We start from the raw sequence: 17,260 nt of genomic DNA, 5'->3' as shown, positions 1-17,260 counted from the left end.
CGCATTTACTATTCGTCCTTTTAGTTCTTTACTCTTGGCGAATTTTACAAAGCCGAGTTTAGGTAATTTTAAGCGGTTTTTGTGCACGGAAATATTGTTGTTCACATTTTTCGTTGTGTAACTTTGAATGGGGTTGTTTTTACTTTTGAATTAAGGTTTATTTGTTTGTTTTTTGAAAAAGCGCGAAAAGGAATTAGAAAGATTTTTCAAAGATGATTGGAGGGCAATGCTGTCTACTTCTTTCAGCCAGTTGGTTTCTTCGTTCTTTTTTATGTGAGGGAGCATAGTAGCACAAGCGTGATAAGTTAATCCTTTGCCAGTATTTCTGTACGTTTCATTCCACAAACTCAAAAAATGGTTAAAGATAAAACGTGAACAACCGATTGTTTTAGCGATTAGAATTTGTTGGGCTTGATTCGGATAGATTCTAAAGCTAGATGCTTTATGTCGCAACACGTAACTCACCTCATTTCTTTTTTTGATTTTGAATGTACTGCGTATCTGTTCTTCTGTATTTTCACTTACAGTAGCCACGAAGTAACTAGGATTCCATAGATGACCACCCCAAAGATGTTGTTTTAGTTCTGGATGTTTTTTAAATAGTAGTCGTGCAGATACACCTTTAAAAGCTTTTACAATACTTGGAATGTAATGTTGGGGTTTGCAGTCTATTAGTAAATGGATGTGGTCTTGATCAGACTCCATTTCTACAATCTGAATGTCATTATCTATTGCAATTTGTTTTAATAACGTTTTCACATCCGTATCTATTTGACCGTGCAAAATATCATGACGATATTTAACACACCAAACTAAATGGTATTGAATCGAATAGACGTAACCACGTCCGTAATGTATGTCAGACATTGAAAACACCTCAAATATACTTTAACATATGCACAATTACATATCCATACGTAAAAACATTTAGAAATATATTTTAGTTAACATATGTCGATTGAATAACATAGCCAAGGCTGTGCTTTAATCGAAGCCGATTCATCCCACGAAATCACGGGTATGCTCGGTTAATTGATAAAATGTAACGTTTTTGCATTATACATATTGTACAAGCATTTAGGAGGAAGGAATATGCAAGCATGGGTTATCGAACTGATGGAGCAACTTGGTTATGTAGGTGTCTTTTTTATGATGGCGTTAGAAAATATTTTTCCGCCAATTCCCTCTGAAGTCATCCTTCTATTTGGCGGATTTATGACAACGTATACGAATTTAACGGTCGATGGTGTCATTATAACAGCAACAACTGGTTCGGTGCTAGGTGCAATTATTTTATATGGGATTGGCATGTTAATTAATATAGAACGAATGGAAAAAGTGATTGATCGTTGGGGGCATATTATTCGCTTGGAAAAGGAGGACTTACATAAAGCAAATGCATGGTTCGAAAATTACGGTTATTGGGCGGTATTACTTTGTAGGATGGTGCCAATTGTCCGCAGTTTAATTTCTATTCCAGCTGGGATGTCGGGGATGAAGTTTTGGTTGTTCCTACTTTTTACGATAATTGGAACTGCTATTTGGAATACGATGCTAGTTTTTGTAGGCGCTATTTTAGGAGCATCTTGGAAAGATATTCTCAGTTTTTTTGAGTACTATTCAACAATCGTTTACTTCTTAATAGCTATAGGTTTTATCCTCTTTATTTTAGTATATATTCATAAGGGAAAGAGGAAAAAATGATGCTATTTTTCCACTGTTTAGGATGAGAAATCACAAGTCTAGCTATTACTATTTAATTTTCTTGAACTTCTTTTATTTATGGCTTTTTTCTTTTGCGAATCGCTATACGGAAGATACCGTTATGGTATAATGCTTTCCTCAACATTTATTCTAAATTTAATGGAGGGGGATAAGGCCCCCTCTGCTCTATTAAATTGAAATTGTTCCTAGAAGTATTGCTATTATTATTAAGACAATGCTTAGTCCCCACATCCAAAAGAATGCATAGCGGATATGCTTCCCCATTTCTAGTCCCGCAAGACCAAGGGCTAACCAAAGTGCAGGTGAAAATGGACTAACAAAAGTACCAACGATGTTTCCAATAATCATGGCATATGCAGTAGAAATCGAAGGAATACCAAATGTCGTTCCAATTTGTTCAGCAACAGGTAATAAGGCAAAATAATATGCATCAGTACTTAGTAATAAATCAAAAGGAACTCCTAATACACCGATGATCAAATGAACATATGGAGCAATAAATAATGGCAAAATTTTTACCGTATCCTCTGCAATGGAATCAAGCATGCCAGTTCCATTTAGAATACCTAAAAAAGATCCTGCAGCTAAAATAATGGTTGCCATCGTTAAAGCATTTGGGGCATGTTTTCGAATACTTTTATTTTGATCATCCACATTTCTAAAATTAAGGGGCAAAGCAAGACAAACACCTATCATAAACGCTAAACCAGCTGGGATGATGCCGGAAACTAACACCCCGATTACTACTAAAGCTAAAACAACATTTGCCCAATAAATTCCCGATTTTGTAACGGCTCGTTTGGCCTTATTCTTTTTATCAAATAAGCCCACTTCTCCGTCATCTGTTGCAATTGCATTTTCAATACTTCCATAGCGCTGGATAATTCTTCGTTTTTCTCTCATACCTAAAAATATGGCTAAAATAATCATGAATACCATTCCGATAATTTGAATTGGAATAAGCGGACGCCATAATTCTGTTACATCCATATTTAATACAGATGCTGCTCGACCAAGTGGGCCTCCCCATGGAATCATATTCATAATACTTGCACTACCACCAATTAATAATAAAAGTAAATAAGGACTCATTTTCATTTGGCGATACAAAGGTAATAGTGCTGGTATGGTAATTAAAAAGGTCGAAGCTCCTGAACCATCCAGTTGAGCGATTGCAGCGATAAAGACAGATCCAATACTAATCGTGATCACATTTCCATGAGTGATGGAAATCATCTTGTCAATAATAGGGTCAAATAACCCAGCGTCTTGCATAATGCCAAAAAACAGAATAGCAAAGATGAACATAATGACGACATTGATCACAGAGACAATTCCATCACTAAAAAATTCCCCGATTTCTCCAATAGTAAATCCCGCTACGATAGCCCCGATTATCGGCATAATGACTAAGGCGATAATAGGAGTAATTTTCCCCCGAATTAATAGAAATACAATCGTCAAAATCGTAGCAAATCCAATTAAACTTAACATCTATATCCTCCTTAAATAATTATTGTAAAGATAACGTTTTCATTTACCTTGTAAATGAAATTATCTTTAACAAAGTAACATAACATTTAAAGAAGATATATATTCCTTTGATAAGAAAAGTATTATTTATTATGATGAGTTTTGTTCATTTTGTTCACGATAGACATATTGTCGTAATGGGCGACCGATATTTCCATAATTTAAGATCGTTTCTGCCTTGTTAATGGAAACTAAATATTCCATATATCTTCTTGCTGTCGATCGACTCATACCTAAAGATTTACTAATATCTGTAGCGGTCATTGGTTCATAAGAGGCACTTTTTAAAAAACGAATTATTTCTTGTAGTGTTAAAGGATCAATCCCTTTTGGTACGTTTTCATTTTTATCTTGTTTGAATGAACCTAGTTGCCCTGAATGAAAAAGATGATCTATATGTTGTTGGTTAAACTGCTCATGATCGTTTATCAGTTTCGTATATTCAAAATAAAGGTGAAGTGATTGTTTTATCCGATCTTCGTCTGCTGGTTTTACCATGTAATCAAAAGCACCATATCGTTTTGTCTTTATCATTGTCTCTCGATCATTTGCTGCAGAAATAACAATTACATCAATTTGGTGATAATCAGTCCGTAACTTTTTGAAAAGTGTTAATCCCTCCGTATCGGGTATGTATATATCTAACAAGATTAATTGTGGTAAATGTGTGCAATGATCTAAATAATGTAAGGCTTCTTTGCTTGATTTAGCTATTTTTTGCACAGAATAGTATTGATTTTTTTCGACTTGTTCTTCATGGATTCCAGCGATCCAAAAATCATCTTCTATAATTAAAACAGGAATGTTCATTATCTCTGTCCTCCATTTTTCGGAATAACAATGACAAAAAGGGCCCCACCAAGTTCGCTTGGCTCATAAATAATTTCCCCTCCAACATCGTTGATAACTTTTTTTGATAGAGCAAGACCAGTACCTCTGCCAGAAGTTCCTTTTGTTGAAAATCCTTGTTCAAATAAATATACTACCTTTTCTTCTAGAATTCCTGGTCCCGAATCTTCAATTTCAAAAATGATATCTTGACCATGATCTGAAAAAAAGATTGAAATTTCCCGATGTAAAGAACAAGATAGTTTAATCGAATCTATGGCGTTCTCAATAATAGTACCTAAACTTGTTAATAGAGCTTCTTGTTTGTCCCCTGTTAATGGATTAGTCAGCATACTATCATCTTGAATTTGTACCGATATGTCAAGTTCATTTGCTTGGTTCCATTTACCTTGCAGTAATCCATGTACGTAAGGGTCTGCCATATGATCTGTTAAAAAGGTCAGCCAATTTGATTGAATATTGCTTTCAGCTTTAATAAATTGTTCCGCCTTATCTACTTTATTAAGTTGTAATAGCCCTAATATCGTGTACAACTTATTGGAAAATTCATGTGATTGTGATCTTAGTGCATTTGCATATTGTTTAATCTGTGAAAGCTCTTTCGTTAGGTGCTCGATCTCGGTTTTTTTACGGATTGTCGCAACTGCCCCTAAAAAAGTTTGGTTTTCTGTAATGGCTGTACGATTGACTATAACAATCGTATTTTCAATCATCATTTCCACGTCTACGTTATGATCATTTTCCTTAATATGATCAAAAATATGCATATACGCTTTTTCGTTCACATGATTTTCTATTAATGTTTGTCTGTTAGAGTTTTCTTTTGATTGGATAATATTAAGTGCTGCCTTATTAATCATCGTCGTTTCTCCCCGGTGATTGATAGCGATTATGCCTTCTTTTGTTGATTGTAAAATAGCTTCTTTTTGGAGGAGCAATTCAGAAATTTCCTCAGGCTCCATATGAAAAAGAAGTCGCTTTATATAGCGAGAAATGCCAATTGCACCGATAATACCTAATAAAAAAAAGAGCGATATCATTAGCCATATAGAATGTCTTTGTTCATTAATAATTGCTTGAATATCATCATTTAAAAATCCGACTGAAACTACTCCAATAATTTCTCCATTCTTACTTTTAATTGGCACTTTCCCGCGAATCGATAAGCCTAAACTGCCAGTTTGTTTCGTAACATATGATTCGCCATCATATAAGGCACGATCGTTATCTCCACCGACCATTTCTTTCCCGATTCGATCCTGTATTGGGTGTGAATAACGAATCCCATCCTTATTCCCAACTACGATATATTCCGCATTCGTTTCTTTCTGAATGGGATCAACAATTCCTTGGATCCTACTTGCAGGATTTTCTAAATCAAACGCAGAAACGATATCTTCCATGTTTGCAACCGAAGTGGCTACACTTAATGCTCTTTTGCCCATTTGATCTTCAATTGTTTTTGAAATAAATAGATTCATAAAAAAACCTAAGATCATTAAAATGAGAATAATGAGTGTGCTTATAAGTAGCATCATTTTAATGTTTAAACTAAATAGGGGGCGTTTTACATTTCGAATATGTAAAATGGGAGAATGACGTAATTCCAATTTTAAAAGCTCCTTTTTTTCAATATCACATTATAATAACATACTTATCGTGTATATCTGAAGATGACTTTTTGTAAAGAAAACGAATGTATGATGGAAGATTTTTACCCAAAAGATACGTACTACTTTCCTCTTTGTACTAAAATATTGATTGCTTAAGTGATATACTAGATATTACTAACTAGATATTATTGACCAATAAGTGAGGTAGGTGGGCATAAGGGTGAGTAATTTAAATGTTTTTGTTGGAAGGCAGCCAATTTTTGATCAGAGTGGAAATATTTATGCCTATGAACTGTTATATAGAAACAGTGAAGAAAATAATTTTCCGAATATAAATCCTGAAAAAGCAACGATTGAATTATTGATTAATACTTTTTTGACGATTGGAATTGATCAAGTAGTTGGCCGGACGAGATCTTTTATTAATTTTTCTGAAAAACTATTAAAACATGATGTAATAAAACAATTGAATCCAAAAGTTGTTGTCATCGAAATATTAGAGGATGCGGAGATTACTCCGTATTTTATTAAACAATTATCAGGTTTAAAAAAAGCAGGCTTTAAACTAGTTTTAGATGATTTTGTGTTACATCCAAAATATGATTTACACCCCAAGTTATATAAGCTAATCAATATTATTAAAGTGGACTTTATGAATACGACTTTAACGGAAAGAACTAGGATCGAAACATTAGTAAAAAATTATCCACATATTTCACTATTAGCCGAAAAGGTAGAAACAGAAGAACAGTACGAAGAAGCTAAGCAATTAGGATATTTATTGTTTCAAGGTTATTTTTTTGCACGGCCTGAAATTATTAAAAGTCCTGATATACCTTCCAATTATGCCCTTCATTTGCATTTGTTTCAGCGACTAAATGAGGAAGACGCCGATATCGATGAAATTACTCATTTAATTATGCGCGATGTCTCTTTATCTTATAAATTGCTTCGTTATATTAATTCTTTAGCATTTGGAGTACCTAATAAAATAAGTTCCATTAAACAAGCAATTATGTTAATGGGATTAAATAAAGCGAGAAAGTGGATGCAAATCTTACTCCTTCACGATATAGGAACAGGAGTAGGGAAAGGAAGAGAAAAGGCACTTATTGATCACTCCCTAATTCGTGCAAAAGTTTGTGAGCAATTAGCGAAGAAAAGAGGGAAACAAAATTCAGAAGCGTTTTTCTTGGCGGGAATGTTTTCGCTTATAAATATTATTATGCAGCGGAGTTGGGAAGATATTTTACCACAATTATCCCTTTCAAAAGAAATAACGGAAACACTTTTAGGTAAAGAAACCGAAATGCTACCATATATCAACCTATGTAAAGCATTGGAAAAATTCAACTGGGAATTAATCGAAAAATATTGTGTAGAAATAGGGGTAACAAAAGCGGAATTAAGAACGATTTCGACAGCTGCACATCATTGGGTAACCCATTTTGATTAATCAGTTATTTAAAATATAGGTGAACGACATGTTACTAGAAACAGTTATTAATTTTTGTGTATTGTTTACATTTTGTGTATTACTTTATTCGTTTTCATATAAAAACAGTATCTTCCATACCGCAACTCCAGTGTTACATGGAATTGCGGTAGGGATTTTTAGTGGACTTATTGGACTTGTTTTAATCCAAACAAGTATATCCGTATCTGAAGAGATTATTTTGGATACGAGGTTTGTAGTCATCGTCTTATCGTCTGTTTTAGGAGGTCCAATTGCTCCATTAATAAGTGGTAGCATCATTAGCCTTTCTAGAATGGGCTTTGGTGATTTTACGCAGACGGCGGTAATGGCGGGACTCAATACGTTTATTTGTTCCATATTTTTAAGTTTGCTTGCTTTAAAAAAACAAGTAACATTGAAAAACGCTACATATTACTTTTTAGCCATTTCAATTGAAACGGCTATTTTTCTTTTCTTTTTAGCTGGTTTTACTTGGGATAAAGCATGGCAAAGTATTTACTTTCTTTTGTTTACGAACATTTCATTTTTTGTCGTTTTATTTATTGCCAAGGAGTTAGAAAAGCACTTTAAAAATGTTGAATTAGTGGAAAATTTATCAGAGACGGATTTTCTTACTGGACTCTTTAATAGCAGGAAATTCGAGAAAGTTTCGCAGGACATAATAAAGAATAAAAAAGATGTTTTTTCGTTGATGATCATTGATATTGATTACTTTAAGAAAATAAATGATACATATGGACACTTGGCTGGGGATGCAGTTCTTCGAGAGCTTGCGGTTATATTAAAGGATTTCACTATAACAAATGGAGGAAGCGCTTATCGATACGGTGGTGAAGAGTTTTTTCTTTTATTTCCACAAAGAGATGGGGAAAGCAGTTTTCAAATCGCTGAAAGTTTGCGTCTATTTGTACAGAATGAATTTGTCATAACATCGGGTAAACAGAAAGTTACCATCACTATTTCTATTGGAATTAGCACTTTTCCATCTAATGGTGTGGGGATGGATGAGCTTTATACATGTGCAGATCGTGCTTTATATACAGCAAAAAGAAATGGTCGAAATAAAGTGGTTCATATAAATCAAAGGGAGGAGGCAAGAAAGAACTGATTGAACCAATACCTCATTGATAAACACGATTTTTATTTTTAGGCATAAACTGTGTAGAAACCTAATTTAATAAGAGGAGGTTTACACAGTAATGGATTATCATCATCATATGCACCCAACTCAAGATCATCGAAGACAGATGGTTTCAAGAGCATGTGCTGAAATAAGAGGAAGTGAACTTGCACCCAATTTACAAGGATATGTTATGTTTATGGATGTTCCTTATGGCACAGAAGTAATGGTGGAAGTGACTGGGCTTCCTGAGTATAAGCCGGCAGAAGGAAATAATTCTCCGATTGGTCCATTTGGCTTCCATATACATGAACATGGAAGTTGTGCAATGGGAAACCCAGAAGACCCATTTCAAGCAGCGGGAGGTCATTGGAATCCAGACAATCAACCTCATGGTAATCATGCGGGGGATTTTCCAGTGCTTTTTTCGAATCATGGATATGCTAGGATGTCGTTTTTTACCGACAGATTTAGCGTAAATGATATTATCGGGAAAACAGTTATGATCCATCAAAATCCAGATGATTATCGTACACAGCCCTCAGGAAATTCAGGGAAACGAATTGGTTGTGGCGTTATTCAAGCTTATTATTAAAAAACAGGGACTGTCGTTAAAAGCTAATGATGGAGGTAGAGATGATACGATAAAAATACTCTCCTCCCATTTTTTTGATAGTCCCGTCTACTATTTAGAAAAAAATGTAAAACTTTTCGTATGAAACAAGAAGTTCGGGATATTCTAATAACGAGCATTTATTTCATACGGAAAGGAGGACAAAAGGATGGATTACGTAAAAGCACTAATTATAAAATTTATTATGTGCACAGCAGTTATCTGGATCGTTTTAGGTGCATTTTATGGGGTGAATTTTGGACAAATCCTCATGCTAAGTTTAATTATTACTGGAGTATCTTTCGTACTAGGAGATTTGTTTATTTTACCTAAATTTGAAAATTGGGGTGCTACAATCGCTGATTTCATTATCGTGTTTGCAATTGTTTGGTTGTACGGCGCGAATTTTATTAATGAAAATATTCCATTACTAACTGCGGCTGCAATTACAGCAGCTATCATTGCAATTGGAGAAATATTTTTTCATAGGTATGTAGATAGCCGTATTTTACATGTTGACGATCGAACAGATAACCGAGATAATGATAACTATATTGATATTGATCATTCAGAATTAAAAACAGAGTTTGGAGAAGAGATTGATCCAGTACCAAATGATGATGATCGAAATAAACGATAATGTGTAAAAGGTTCAGATGGCGTGAAGAAACATCTGAACCTTTTCATTTCAAATGAAAAAAACATCATTTTGTCACGTTTCCTCCTCTGCTTGTTGTGGTATGATAGAAAGAGCAAATAGAGGAGTGCGAGCAATGCGTAAATTAACTTTTTTAGCGATCATTTTTACTATTTTTATTGGTGCTTGTTCTAATTCAAACGATGATAAAGCCGAGGAGAAGGAGAACTCAAATCATGAAGTGACTTCAATAAATGATGGTAGTATGGGTGATCTTCGTGAAGAAACATCAAACAAAGAGACTTTACCACCATTTTTAATGGATCATGATGATAATATGAAAATTCTTTACACAGCCGTAGCAGAACATAAGGAATTATTGGAACATATCCCATGTTATTGTGGATGTGGTGATTCTGTTGGTCATGGTCATAATTACCATTGTTTTATAAACGAAAATAAAGAGGATAGTGCGGTTGTTTGGGACGACCATGCAACAAGATGTCAAGTTTGCTTAGACATTGCAGCTGAGGCAATAATTGAATACAACGAAGGTAGATCAATTGATGAAGTGCGCGATGCCATCGATGCAAAATATCAAGATGAAGGATATCCAGAATCCACTCCAACTAAGAGATTTGGAGCTTAATGCAGAAAGCCTAAGAAAGGCTTTTTTGCTTTTTACGGTTGTGGTATTGTCGCAATTCCTACTATAGCCACCATTTTTCTTGTGGGATTAATACAGTTTGAATAGGAATGTGTTGTTCCAACCACTCTTTGATTACTGTACGATGAGCAAGATATTCTGAAGCGGAATGGGATACGCCAATAAGGGACATCTTTGTATCTTTAGCAAATTCCATCATTTGATTGTACTTATATTTTCCATATTTATTATCGATATGGCAATGTATCTCACCACTAATGTATGCCTGAATCCCATTTTGTTCTGCCTCTTTCATCCAGTCAACAACATCCCCACATCCAGCAACGATTGCTACATGCTCAATATTTTCTCTCTTTTGACCTTCAAAATCGACATATGGAATATCAAAAATAGGCAGAAGGTTTGTCATAAGTTGATCAGTGTTTGTTTTGTTTATTGTACCGTACAAAATAAATTCATTCCCCTCATTTTTATAAATGGAAGCGACATTTAAAGCTTTGGCAATTGCGGCATTCGTTCCTAAACTTTTATGGCAATCCATAGGGATATGACAAGTATAAATGGACAATTGCTTCTCTTTTATTTGTTCAATATATTTTTCTTGAATAGGAACGAACCCTTCTCCCCATTCACCTTGAGGGTCGCCACATTCCATTAGTAATGGGTGATGCATAAATAATAAATCACCAGTATTACTCGTTGATATAAATGTTTTTAACACATGATCTGTCGGAAAAACAGCAAGAAAAACTCGATGAACATTCGGGGCTCCTTTTATCATTAAACCATTAAAAATAGAAACAAATCCCTTTTCAAAAGCAGATTTCCAGTTAAAATCAATCGGGTCATAAACTTGAGGGATAAATCGACTAAATGCGGGATCTTTACCGAACACATTTACTTGAAACTCCTCGTCTAACTTGCTGATGATTTTCTCAAGTTTTATCACAAATATAACCTCCCTTATGTAATAAAAAGCACTCCCATAAATGGAGAGTGCTTTTTTTAAATTGTTTTATTGGCGGCTTTTCGAATAGCTAGACGCTTTTCATAAAGATTAGAAACAATCGCTTTTCCTACTGCATAGCCTGGAACCGCTAATAATATTCCTAAAAGCCCAGCGATTTTTCCAGCTGCCAGTAGAACGGTAATAATCGTTAATGGGTGGATGTTTAATGTTTTTCCCATAATATTAGGTGTAATTAAATTTGCATCTGTTTGCTGAGCGACAAGCGTTATTAAAGAAACCCAGACAACCATAATTGGATCTTGGAAAAATGCAATCAGAAGTGCCGGAATAAAGGCAATCCAAGGTCCGATAAATGGAATAACATTCATGAAAAAGGCGAATACAGCTAAAAGTAATGCAAAATTTAACCCGATAAAATAGTAACCAATAAATAACATGATTGCCAATATCGAACTAATTAAAATTTGTCCCCGAATGTATAAGCTTAGCACATCATCAATATCGCTAAATGTCTTATGTACCCATTTTTTCGTTTCACCTGAAAAGAACTTTGTGACAGCAGGTAAAAACTTTTCATGATCTTTTAACATAAAAAATAGAAAGAACGGCGTAAGCACTAAAATAAGTGTCCCTTGTATTACTGACTGGAAAAAAGTAACGATCCATATTCCAAATTGGCTTGTTATCGTGCTAATTGAATCTGTTGCTTTTTCTATTTCTTTATCTACCCACTTGGGAAGATCACCTGCTTGCCTTAACAGTTCCATAATAAGATTATTCGTTTCTTGAACAATTGCTGGTGTGTTTTCAATTAAATTATTAACCTGCTCTGTAATTAGTGGTCCAATAATGGATACTGCCACCCACAATAAACCAATTAATGTCACGAAAATAATGGAAATGCTGCCCCATCTAGGAATTTTTTGTTTTTCAAGAAATGTTTGAATAGGAACGGTAATATAAAATAAAACCCCGCCAAGCAAAAGAGGTAAAAAAATCGTTTTAGCAACAATTAAAATTGGTGAAAAAATCCAGTTTACATCTACAATATATTTAATAATAAATAAACTAATTAATATACCTATCCCGACTTGAAACCATAATTTCCTCGTCAATAAGAATCAGCCTCTTTTCTCTGTCAAAACAACTAATATAAGTAGAAAAGTTGTATGTAAAAAGTGTAAGGTTATTTGCTCCATTATACCATAAAATTACCCATAATAACCAAAATTAAAACGATTGAACAAGCAGTCATATCATCGATTTCCATTCATAAAATGAAGTAATAGATAGTTAGGGAGAGGAAAAGGATGAAAACATACTACAAAATAGCGATTTGGCTATTAGGTGCTATTATTTTAATTTTGCTTATTCAGTTTCCGACTCATAAAGGACAACATATGTGGAGAACTATTCCATTACCACTTTCCGGGAAAACAATCGTTATTGACCCTGGTCATGGAGGGCCTGATGGGGGAGCAGTGGGGAAAGATAATACGTTGGAAAAAGAAATTGCACTTGAGGTGTCAAAAAAGACTCGTGATTATTTACAACAGGCAGGTGCACTTGTTTATTTAACGAGGGAAGAAGATAAAGATTTGGCAGCTGAGGATACGAGAGGCTATTCACGTAGAAAATCAGAGGATATAAGAAATAGATTAACCTTTATCCATGAAAAGGAAGCGGATTTATTTATTACGATTCATTTAAATGCCCTCCCTTCTAGTAAATGGTCTGGAGCACAAACATTTTTTTATCCAAGTTTTCCTGAAAATAAACACTTAGCTACGATGATTCAATCAGAAATCATTTATAATTTAGAAAACACAAACCGGGTACCACTCCAAATTAATGATATTTATTTACTCAAGCATGCTGAAGTTCCGGGCGCATTAGTTGAAATTGGCTTTTTATCAAATGAAGAGGAGAGAGAACTATTAAAAGACAATCATTATCAAGACAAGATGGCTGCTAGCATCTATAAAGGGATCATCCGATATGTTACAGAAGAAGTAGAAGAAGAGGAAAAAGCATCTGAGAACTAATTTTTACTATGATTCAAATCACTTAGGTTTCCTTTAAATTATGTTATACTAACCTTAACTACAATAAGTGTTCAAAGAAGATTTGAACCATTTTTAATGGTGTAAACATTGTGTCTAAGGGATGGTGTATTTTATATGTTAACGAAAGAGGAAGTAATCGAGCTACTACAAACTGTTAAAGATCCATTTTTACATACAACTTTTAAGGAAACAAGTGGAATCGTAGATGTTACGGTCCGCGAAGAGAAAAAGCATGTTAGTGTTAAATTGGCAATAGGGAAGCCAAACACAGCAGAACAAATGCAATTACAACAAGAAGTTGTTTCCATTTTAAAAAGGAATGGTGCAAGAACAGTAGGATTGCGTTTTGAACAGCTACCAGATGAAATGATTCAAAAATTCCAACCATCTAGTTCGGAAACGGATACTTCTATACTTGGAGCAAAAAAGCAACCCCATTTTGTCGCAATTGCTAGTGGTAAAGGTGGCGTTGGCAAATCGACTGTTACTGTTAACTTAGCAATGGCATTAATGCGCCTAGGAAAAAAAGTCGGTATTATAGATGCTGATATTTATGGATTCAGTGTTCCTGATATGATGGGTGTAGAAGAACGCCCGGTTGTACGAGGAGAAAAAATTATTCCAGTCGAAAGATTTGGCGTTAAATTAATTTCGATGGGCTTTTTTGTAGAAGATAATTCTCCAATCATTTGGCGCGGTCCGATGCTCGGGAAAATGTTAAATAACTTTTTTCGGGAAGTTGAATGGGGCGACTTAGATTATTTATTATTGGACTTACCTCCTGGAACTGGAGATATCGCAATGGATGTTCATGAATTACTTCCAACTTGTAATGAAGTAATTGTCACAACACCCCATCCAACAGCGGCATTTGTTGCAGCACGAGCGGGTCAAATGGCACTTAAAACAGATCATAAAATTTTGGGTGTTGTTGAAAACATGTCGTATTTTGAAAGCGAAAAAACAGGAGAAAAAGAATATGTCTTTGGTAAAGGTGGAGGCGATAAGCTAGCAGAGGTACTTTCTACAAAAGTGCTTGGTAGACTATCCTTACAACAACCATACGAAGAGGAAGATCTATTTGCCCCATCCATTTATCAGGAAGATCATCCAAATGGACAAGAATATCACCGAATTGCTGCTAAAATAATCGCACAAATGGAAGAAGAATAATGTAAGGAGGCTGTCCATCGTGGACAGCCTTTTTGGATCTAGCGGACAGTTTTATATGGAGAGTAGGGGATATTATTGTCCACTCCCTCCTCCACCGCCACTTCCGCCGCCTTGGCCGCTACCTTGTCCACTACCTTGTCCACCTCCACCACTTTGTTGTTCTTTTTGTTGCTTTTGTTCTGCTGCCTTTAACAATATTTTTTCCATTTTTGCTTGGAATAAAGGTGTTTCAAGTGTCTGTTGGATCGTTTCTTCAAGATGAGCCCGGAATTGCTGACTTTTCATTAATGATAACGTCTGATTGGAGATTTCCGGATTTTGTAACAATTCAAGCATTTGCTTTTGAAAATCTGCATCATTCATTAAACTTTTAAACAATTTTTTTTGTTCATCGGCAATCGATTTATTAAAACTTTCCACGAAGGATGGATCTTCAAACAGCTTTTTCCACATCTCTGCCCCTTTTTCGGAAACAAGCGCTTGGGTAATCGACTCTTTTACTACATCAGATTCCATTACTAAATGTTGTTTCATTTTATCATCAGCAATGATATCTTGGAGTGCCTTTTTCCCTTCATCCGTTTGTAAAATATCAACAACCATTTTTTTCGTTTGTTCATAATCCATATCTTTATTCGCTGTATTATCAGCACAACCGGTGAATACGACTAGAATTATACATATGAGTGATATTGAATAAGCACGAATCATTCCTTAATCCTCCCTTATCTATCTTTAATATGTAAAAATGTGCTGAATTATATGCACAATATGAAGAAAAAAAAGCTTGTTCATGATAAAATGATGATTGGATATAATCCGAACGTAATAGGAGGATCATTTGTGAATAGTCGTAAAGTCGTCAACATGTTTTTTAAGACATTGTTTGTTGGTGGAATTGTCGGTTTAATAACTAGTTTCTTCGTTAAAGGTCAAGAATATTTAAATTTTATAAATCCATTTAATGGTTTAGAATTACTAGGAGTATTTTTATTTTTTACTGGGTATGCACTCGTCTTTACTGTCGTAAGCCAAACAGGATTTTTTGCTTATTTATTTATCCATCGGTTTGGACAAAACTTCTTTCGTTCTTTTTGGCCAACAGTCCAAGTGCTACTTGTCGCTTTTGCACTGTTTGATTTAATTTATTTTTCAAGTAAAGAAATTTCTTTACTATTTAAAATAATGATGACAGCATTTATTTTAATCTATGGGCTTATTATAGCTAGAATAAAAGTGAAACAAACGAATAAAACAGCCTTTATACCCGCTTTATTTTTAATGGTAGTTGTTTCAGCACTTCAACTTTCTCTCGTTCTTAGGGCTGGAGATGTAAGCTTTATTATATTAATGTTGATGCCACTTCTTGCAGCGAACGCTTATCAGCTACTTATTTTACATGAAGTAACGAAAGTCGATGAAGAACATAAACGGCGTATTGAAGAAAGACGAAAACAGCGTCTGGAACAACAAAAAAGGAAACGTATGGAAAAGGTGAAAAAAACATCCGATGCAAAAAGCTAGTCGATAAATTTTATTCGACTAGCTTTTCGTTGGCAATTACTTCTGTTAATAATTCAGAAATGGTAACAAATGACAGTTTCCTCTTTTGTAAATTTGGTAAAATGGTTTGTAATGACTCCGCGGTTTGTTTAGCTGAATCTGATGCATGAAGCAAAATAATATCCCCTCCTGAAGCATTTTCGACTACCATACTTGATATTTCATTTACTCCAGGATTTTTCCAATCATTTGGATTGACACTCCAATGGATTACTTCAAGCTCAAGTTGTTCCGCTAACGCGATAATTTCTTTATCAAAGTGACCACTAGGTGGGCGAATGTATTTCATTTCCTTAAACCCAAGCTTTTTAAATACTTCTTTTGCATGGAGTATGTCTTTTTTTACTTGATCAATATCTTGATCTAGATAACTTTTATAGCGATAACCTAACATTCCTACTTCATGCTGTTGCTTGGTTATTTCCTCCATAATTTGTGGGTGTCTTTCCGCCCATTCTCCACTAACAAAAAAGGTGGCTCTTATTTTTTGATCTTTTAATACTTGAAGAATATCGTATACCTTTTCTTCCCCCCAACTAATATTAAAGGTAAGAGACAGTTTGTTTTCATTGACATTCCCTTTCGTTAAAGCAGTTGTTTGGTCTGTTGAAAATGTTGAAAATAAACGGGCAGGTTCAAATGAGAGTATGAGTGCGGTTATTAACGCTAATGAAACAATAAAAAATATTTTTTTTCCTTTGTTAAAATTCCATACGTAAAAATGTTGCATTTCGTTCCTCCTCTGCTACTAAAAGATGCCTATTATAATGTATGAGGAAAATCGTGGAATATGAACAAGCTCTTTTTTAGTGTGAGATATAAATTAAAGGGTAGTGGTTGATTGTTTCTGAGTATAATTCTTTTTTTCCATCGCTGCTCACTTGGTAGTTGGAGAAATTGGTGAAACTTTGAAATTAAATTGGTGTAAAATGGCTTTTTGTCTGGATAATACTTTTACATAAACATGTTTTTCTTCATGCAAGTAATTTTTTTAAAAAATAATGTCTCTTTTTGTTGAAATACATTTTTTTATATGTTATATTAGTCTCTGTTGTCATTTAAAAATGATAACTTAATGCTCCTTGAAAACTGAACAGACACAACATAAATGTCAAGAGAAGTTGAATGTATATTCTATATACTTTTAACCTCGTCTAAATAAGATAATTTTTGAAGCTAAGACATGTTTTCGGTGAAAACATGATAACCAAACTTTTTATGGAGAGTTTGATCTTGGCTCAGGACGAACGCTGG

The 17,260-nt window shown here is 34.4% G+C and carries 16 protein-coding genes and 2 pseudogenes; 9 read left to right on the top strand and 9 right to left on the bottom strand.

The window, feature by feature from the left end; all coding sequences use genetic code 11:
- A pseudogene (locus DFR56_RS23625) lies at positions 1–456 on the bottom strand (RNA-guided endonuclease TnpB family protein); the annotation flags it as partial.
- Positions 457–466: 10 nt separating this feature from the next.
- A pseudogene (gene tnpA / locus DFR56_RS23620) lies at positions 467–867 on the bottom strand (IS200/IS605 family transposase).
- Positions 868–1,092: 225 nt separating this feature from the next.
- Between tnpA and DFR56_RS22335 the strand changes: the two are divergent.
- Positions 1,093–1,704 (top strand): DedA family protein, encoded by a 612-nt coding sequence (locus DFR56_RS22335; RefSeq protein WP_110397668.1) that lies wholly within the window; start codon positions 1,093–1,095, stop codon positions 1,702–1,704.
- A gap of 189 nt (positions 1,705–1,893) precedes the next feature.
- Here DFR56_RS22335 and DFR56_RS22330 read toward each other — a convergent pair whose 3' ends face one another.
- The 3 genes from DFR56_RS22330 to DFR56_RS22320 all read right to left on the bottom strand — a co-directional run bounded on the left by DFR56_RS22330 (position 1,894) and on the right by DFR56_RS22320 (position 5,717).
- A complete protein-coding gene (locus DFR56_RS22330) occupies positions 1,894–3,219 on the bottom strand; it encodes a CitMHS family transporter (protein ID WP_110397667.1) in 1,326 nt (441 codons plus the stop codon).
- 129 nt (positions 3,220–3,348) lie between these two features.
- Positions 3,349–4,068, bottom strand: coding sequence for a response regulator (locus DFR56_RS22325; RefSeq protein WP_110397666.1), 720 nt, complete (start codon positions 4,066–4,068; stop codon positions 3,349–3,351).
- Entirely contained in the window at positions 4,068–5,717 is a 1,650-nt protein-coding gene (locus DFR56_RS22320) for an ATP-binding protein (protein ID WP_244916619.1), read from the bottom strand. The genes DFR56_RS22325 and DFR56_RS22320 overlap by 1 nt, the downstream gene beginning before the upstream one ends.
- A 223-nt stretch (positions 5,718–5,940) precedes the next feature.
- On the opposite strand from DFR56_RS22320, the gene DFR56_RS22315 reads away from it, so the two are divergent.
- The 5 genes from DFR56_RS22315 (at position 5,941) to DFR56_RS22295 (ending at position 10,216) form a co-directional block, all read left to right on the top strand.
- Positions 5,941–7,176, top strand: coding sequence for an EAL and HDOD domain-containing protein (locus tag DFR56_RS22315; protein WP_158525773.1), 1,236 nt, complete (start codon positions 5,941–5,943; stop codon positions 7,174–7,176).
- 28 nt (positions 7,177–7,204) lie between these two features.
- Positions 7,205–8,305, top strand: coding sequence for a diguanylate cyclase (locus DFR56_RS22310; RefSeq protein ID WP_110397664.1), 1,101 nt, complete (start codon positions 7,205–7,207; stop codon positions 8,303–8,305).
- Positions 8,306–8,414: 109 nt separating this feature from the next.
- Positions 8,415–8,912, top strand: a complete 498-nt coding sequence (locus tag DFR56_RS22305) for a superoxide dismutase family protein (protein ID WP_372443017.1) — start codon at positions 8,415–8,417, stop codon at positions 8,910–8,912.
- 187 nt (positions 8,913–9,099) lie between these two features.
- The gene (locus DFR56_RS22300; protein WP_110397662.1) at positions 9,100–9,570 is read left to right on the top strand and encodes a YndM family protein; all 471 of its coding nucleotides are present in this window, start codon (positions 9,100–9,102) and stop codon (positions 9,568–9,570) included.
- Positions 9,571–9,703: 133 nt separating this feature from the next.
- Positions 9,704–10,216 carry a PCYCGC motif-containing (lipo)protein gene (locus DFR56_RS22295; RefSeq protein WP_110397661.1) on the top strand — a complete coding sequence of 171 codons (513 nt, stop codon included), beginning with the start codon at positions 9,704–9,706 and terminating at the stop codon, positions 10,214–10,216.
- Between the two features lie 61 nt (positions 10,217–10,277).
- On the opposite strand, the gene DFR56_RS22290 is transcribed toward DFR56_RS22295, so the two are convergent.
- Both DFR56_RS22290 and DFR56_RS22285 read right to left on the bottom strand, forming a co-directional pair.
- Positions 10,278–11,183, bottom strand: coding sequence for a Nif3-like dinuclear metal center hexameric protein (locus DFR56_RS22290; RefSeq protein WP_110397660.1), 906 nt, complete (start codon positions 11,181–11,183; stop codon positions 10,278–10,280).
- Positions 11,184–11,239: 56 nt separating this feature from the next.
- On the bottom strand, positions 11,240–12,319 hold the full coding sequence (locus DFR56_RS22285) for an AI-2E family transporter (protein WP_110397659.1): 1,080 nt from the start codon (positions 12,317–12,319) through the stop codon (positions 11,240–11,242).
- 195 nt (positions 12,320–12,514) lie between these two features.
- Between DFR56_RS22285 and cwlD the strand changes: the two genes are divergently transcribed.
- Together cwlD and DFR56_RS22275 are read left to right on the top strand one after the other, a co-directional pair.
- Complete coding sequence (gene cwlD, locus DFR56_RS22280) at positions 12,515–13,249, top strand: N-acetylmuramoyl-L-alanine amidase CwlD (RefSeq protein ID WP_110397658.1); 735 nt, start codon at positions 12,515–12,517, stop codon at positions 13,247–13,249.
- 135 nt (positions 13,250–13,384) lie between these two features.
- A complete protein-coding gene (locus DFR56_RS22275; RefSeq protein ID WP_110397657.1) occupies positions 13,385–14,443 on the top strand; it encodes an Mrp/NBP35 family ATP-binding protein in 1,059 nt (352 codons plus the stop codon).
- A 72-nt stretch (positions 14,444–14,515) separates the two neighbouring features.
- On the opposite strand, the gene gerD is transcribed toward DFR56_RS22275, so the two are convergent.
- A complete protein-coding gene (gene gerD / locus DFR56_RS22270) occupies positions 14,516–15,154 on the bottom strand; it encodes a spore germination lipoprotein GerD (RefSeq protein WP_110397656.1) in 639 nt (212 codons plus the stop codon).
- Between the two features lie 132 nt (positions 15,155–15,286).
- Between gerD and DFR56_RS22265 the strand changes: the two genes are divergently transcribed.
- Positions 15,287–15,967 carry a KinB-signaling pathway activation protein gene (locus tag DFR56_RS22265; protein ID WP_110397655.1) on the top strand — a complete coding sequence of 227 codons (681 nt, stop codon included), beginning with the start codon at positions 15,287–15,289 and terminating at the stop codon, positions 15,965–15,967.
- Between the two features lie 10 nt (positions 15,968–15,977).
- On the opposite strand, the gene pdaB is transcribed toward DFR56_RS22265, so the two are convergent.
- Positions 15,978–16,736 carry a polysaccharide deacetylase family sporulation protein PdaB gene (pdaB, locus tag DFR56_RS22260; protein ID WP_110397654.1) on the bottom strand — a complete coding sequence of 253 codons (759 nt, stop codon included), beginning with the start codon at positions 16,734–16,736 and terminating at the stop codon, positions 15,978–15,980.
- Between the last annotated feature and the right edge of the window lie 524 nt (positions 16,737–17,260).

Source organism: Pseudogracilibacillus auburnensis (assembly GCF_003201975.1).
In the GTDB taxonomy this organism is placed as follows: Bacteria; Bacillota; Bacilli; order Bacillales; family Amphibacillaceae; genus Pseudogracilibacillus; species Pseudogracilibacillus auburnensis.
The sequence above is the reverse complement of the archived record's forward strand: the minus strand, read 5'-3'. Positions and strand labels throughout refer to the sequence as shown.

Bases quoted from the DNA above. Each gene is read 5' to 3' on its own strand.
- DFR56_RS22335 (WP_110397668.1), top strand. From the start codon at position 1,093: ATGCAAGCATGGGTTATCGAACTGATGGAGCAACTTGGTTATGTAGGT.
- DFR56_RS22330 (WP_110397667.1), bottom strand. From the start codon at position 3,219: ATGTTAAGTTTAATTGGATTTGCTACGATTTTGACGATTGTATTTCTA.
- DFR56_RS22325 (WP_110397666.1), bottom strand. From the start codon at position 4,068: ATGAACATTCCTGTTTTAATTATAGAAGATGATTTTTGGATCGCTGGA.
- DFR56_RS22310 (WP_110397664.1), top strand. From the start codon at position 7,205: ATGTTACTAGAAACAGTTATTAATTTTTGTGTATTGTTTACATTTTGT.
- DFR56_RS22305 (WP_372443017.1), top strand. From the start codon at position 8,415: ATGCACCCAACTCAAGATCATCGAAGACAGATGGTTTCAAGAGCATGT.
- DFR56_RS22300 (WP_110397662.1), top strand. From the start codon at position 9,100: ATGGATTACGTAAAAGCACTAATTATAAAATTTATTATGTGCACAGCA.
- DFR56_RS22295 (WP_110397661.1), top strand. From the start codon at position 9,704: ATGCGTAAATTAACTTTTTTAGCGATCATTTTTACTATTTTTATTGGT.
- cwlD (WP_110397658.1), top strand. From the start codon at position 12,515: ATGAAAACATACTACAAAATAGCGATTTGGCTATTAGGTGCTATTATT.
- DFR56_RS22275 (WP_110397657.1), top strand. From the start codon at position 13,385: ATGTTAACGAAAGAGGAAGTAATCGAGCTACTACAAACTGTTAAAGAT.
- gerD (WP_110397656.1), bottom strand. From the start codon at position 15,154: ATGATTCGTGCTTATTCAATATCACTCATATGTATAATTCTAGTCGTA.
- pdaB (WP_110397654.1), bottom strand. From the start codon at position 16,736: ATGCAACATTTTTACGTATGGAATTTTAACAAAGGAAAAAAAATATTT.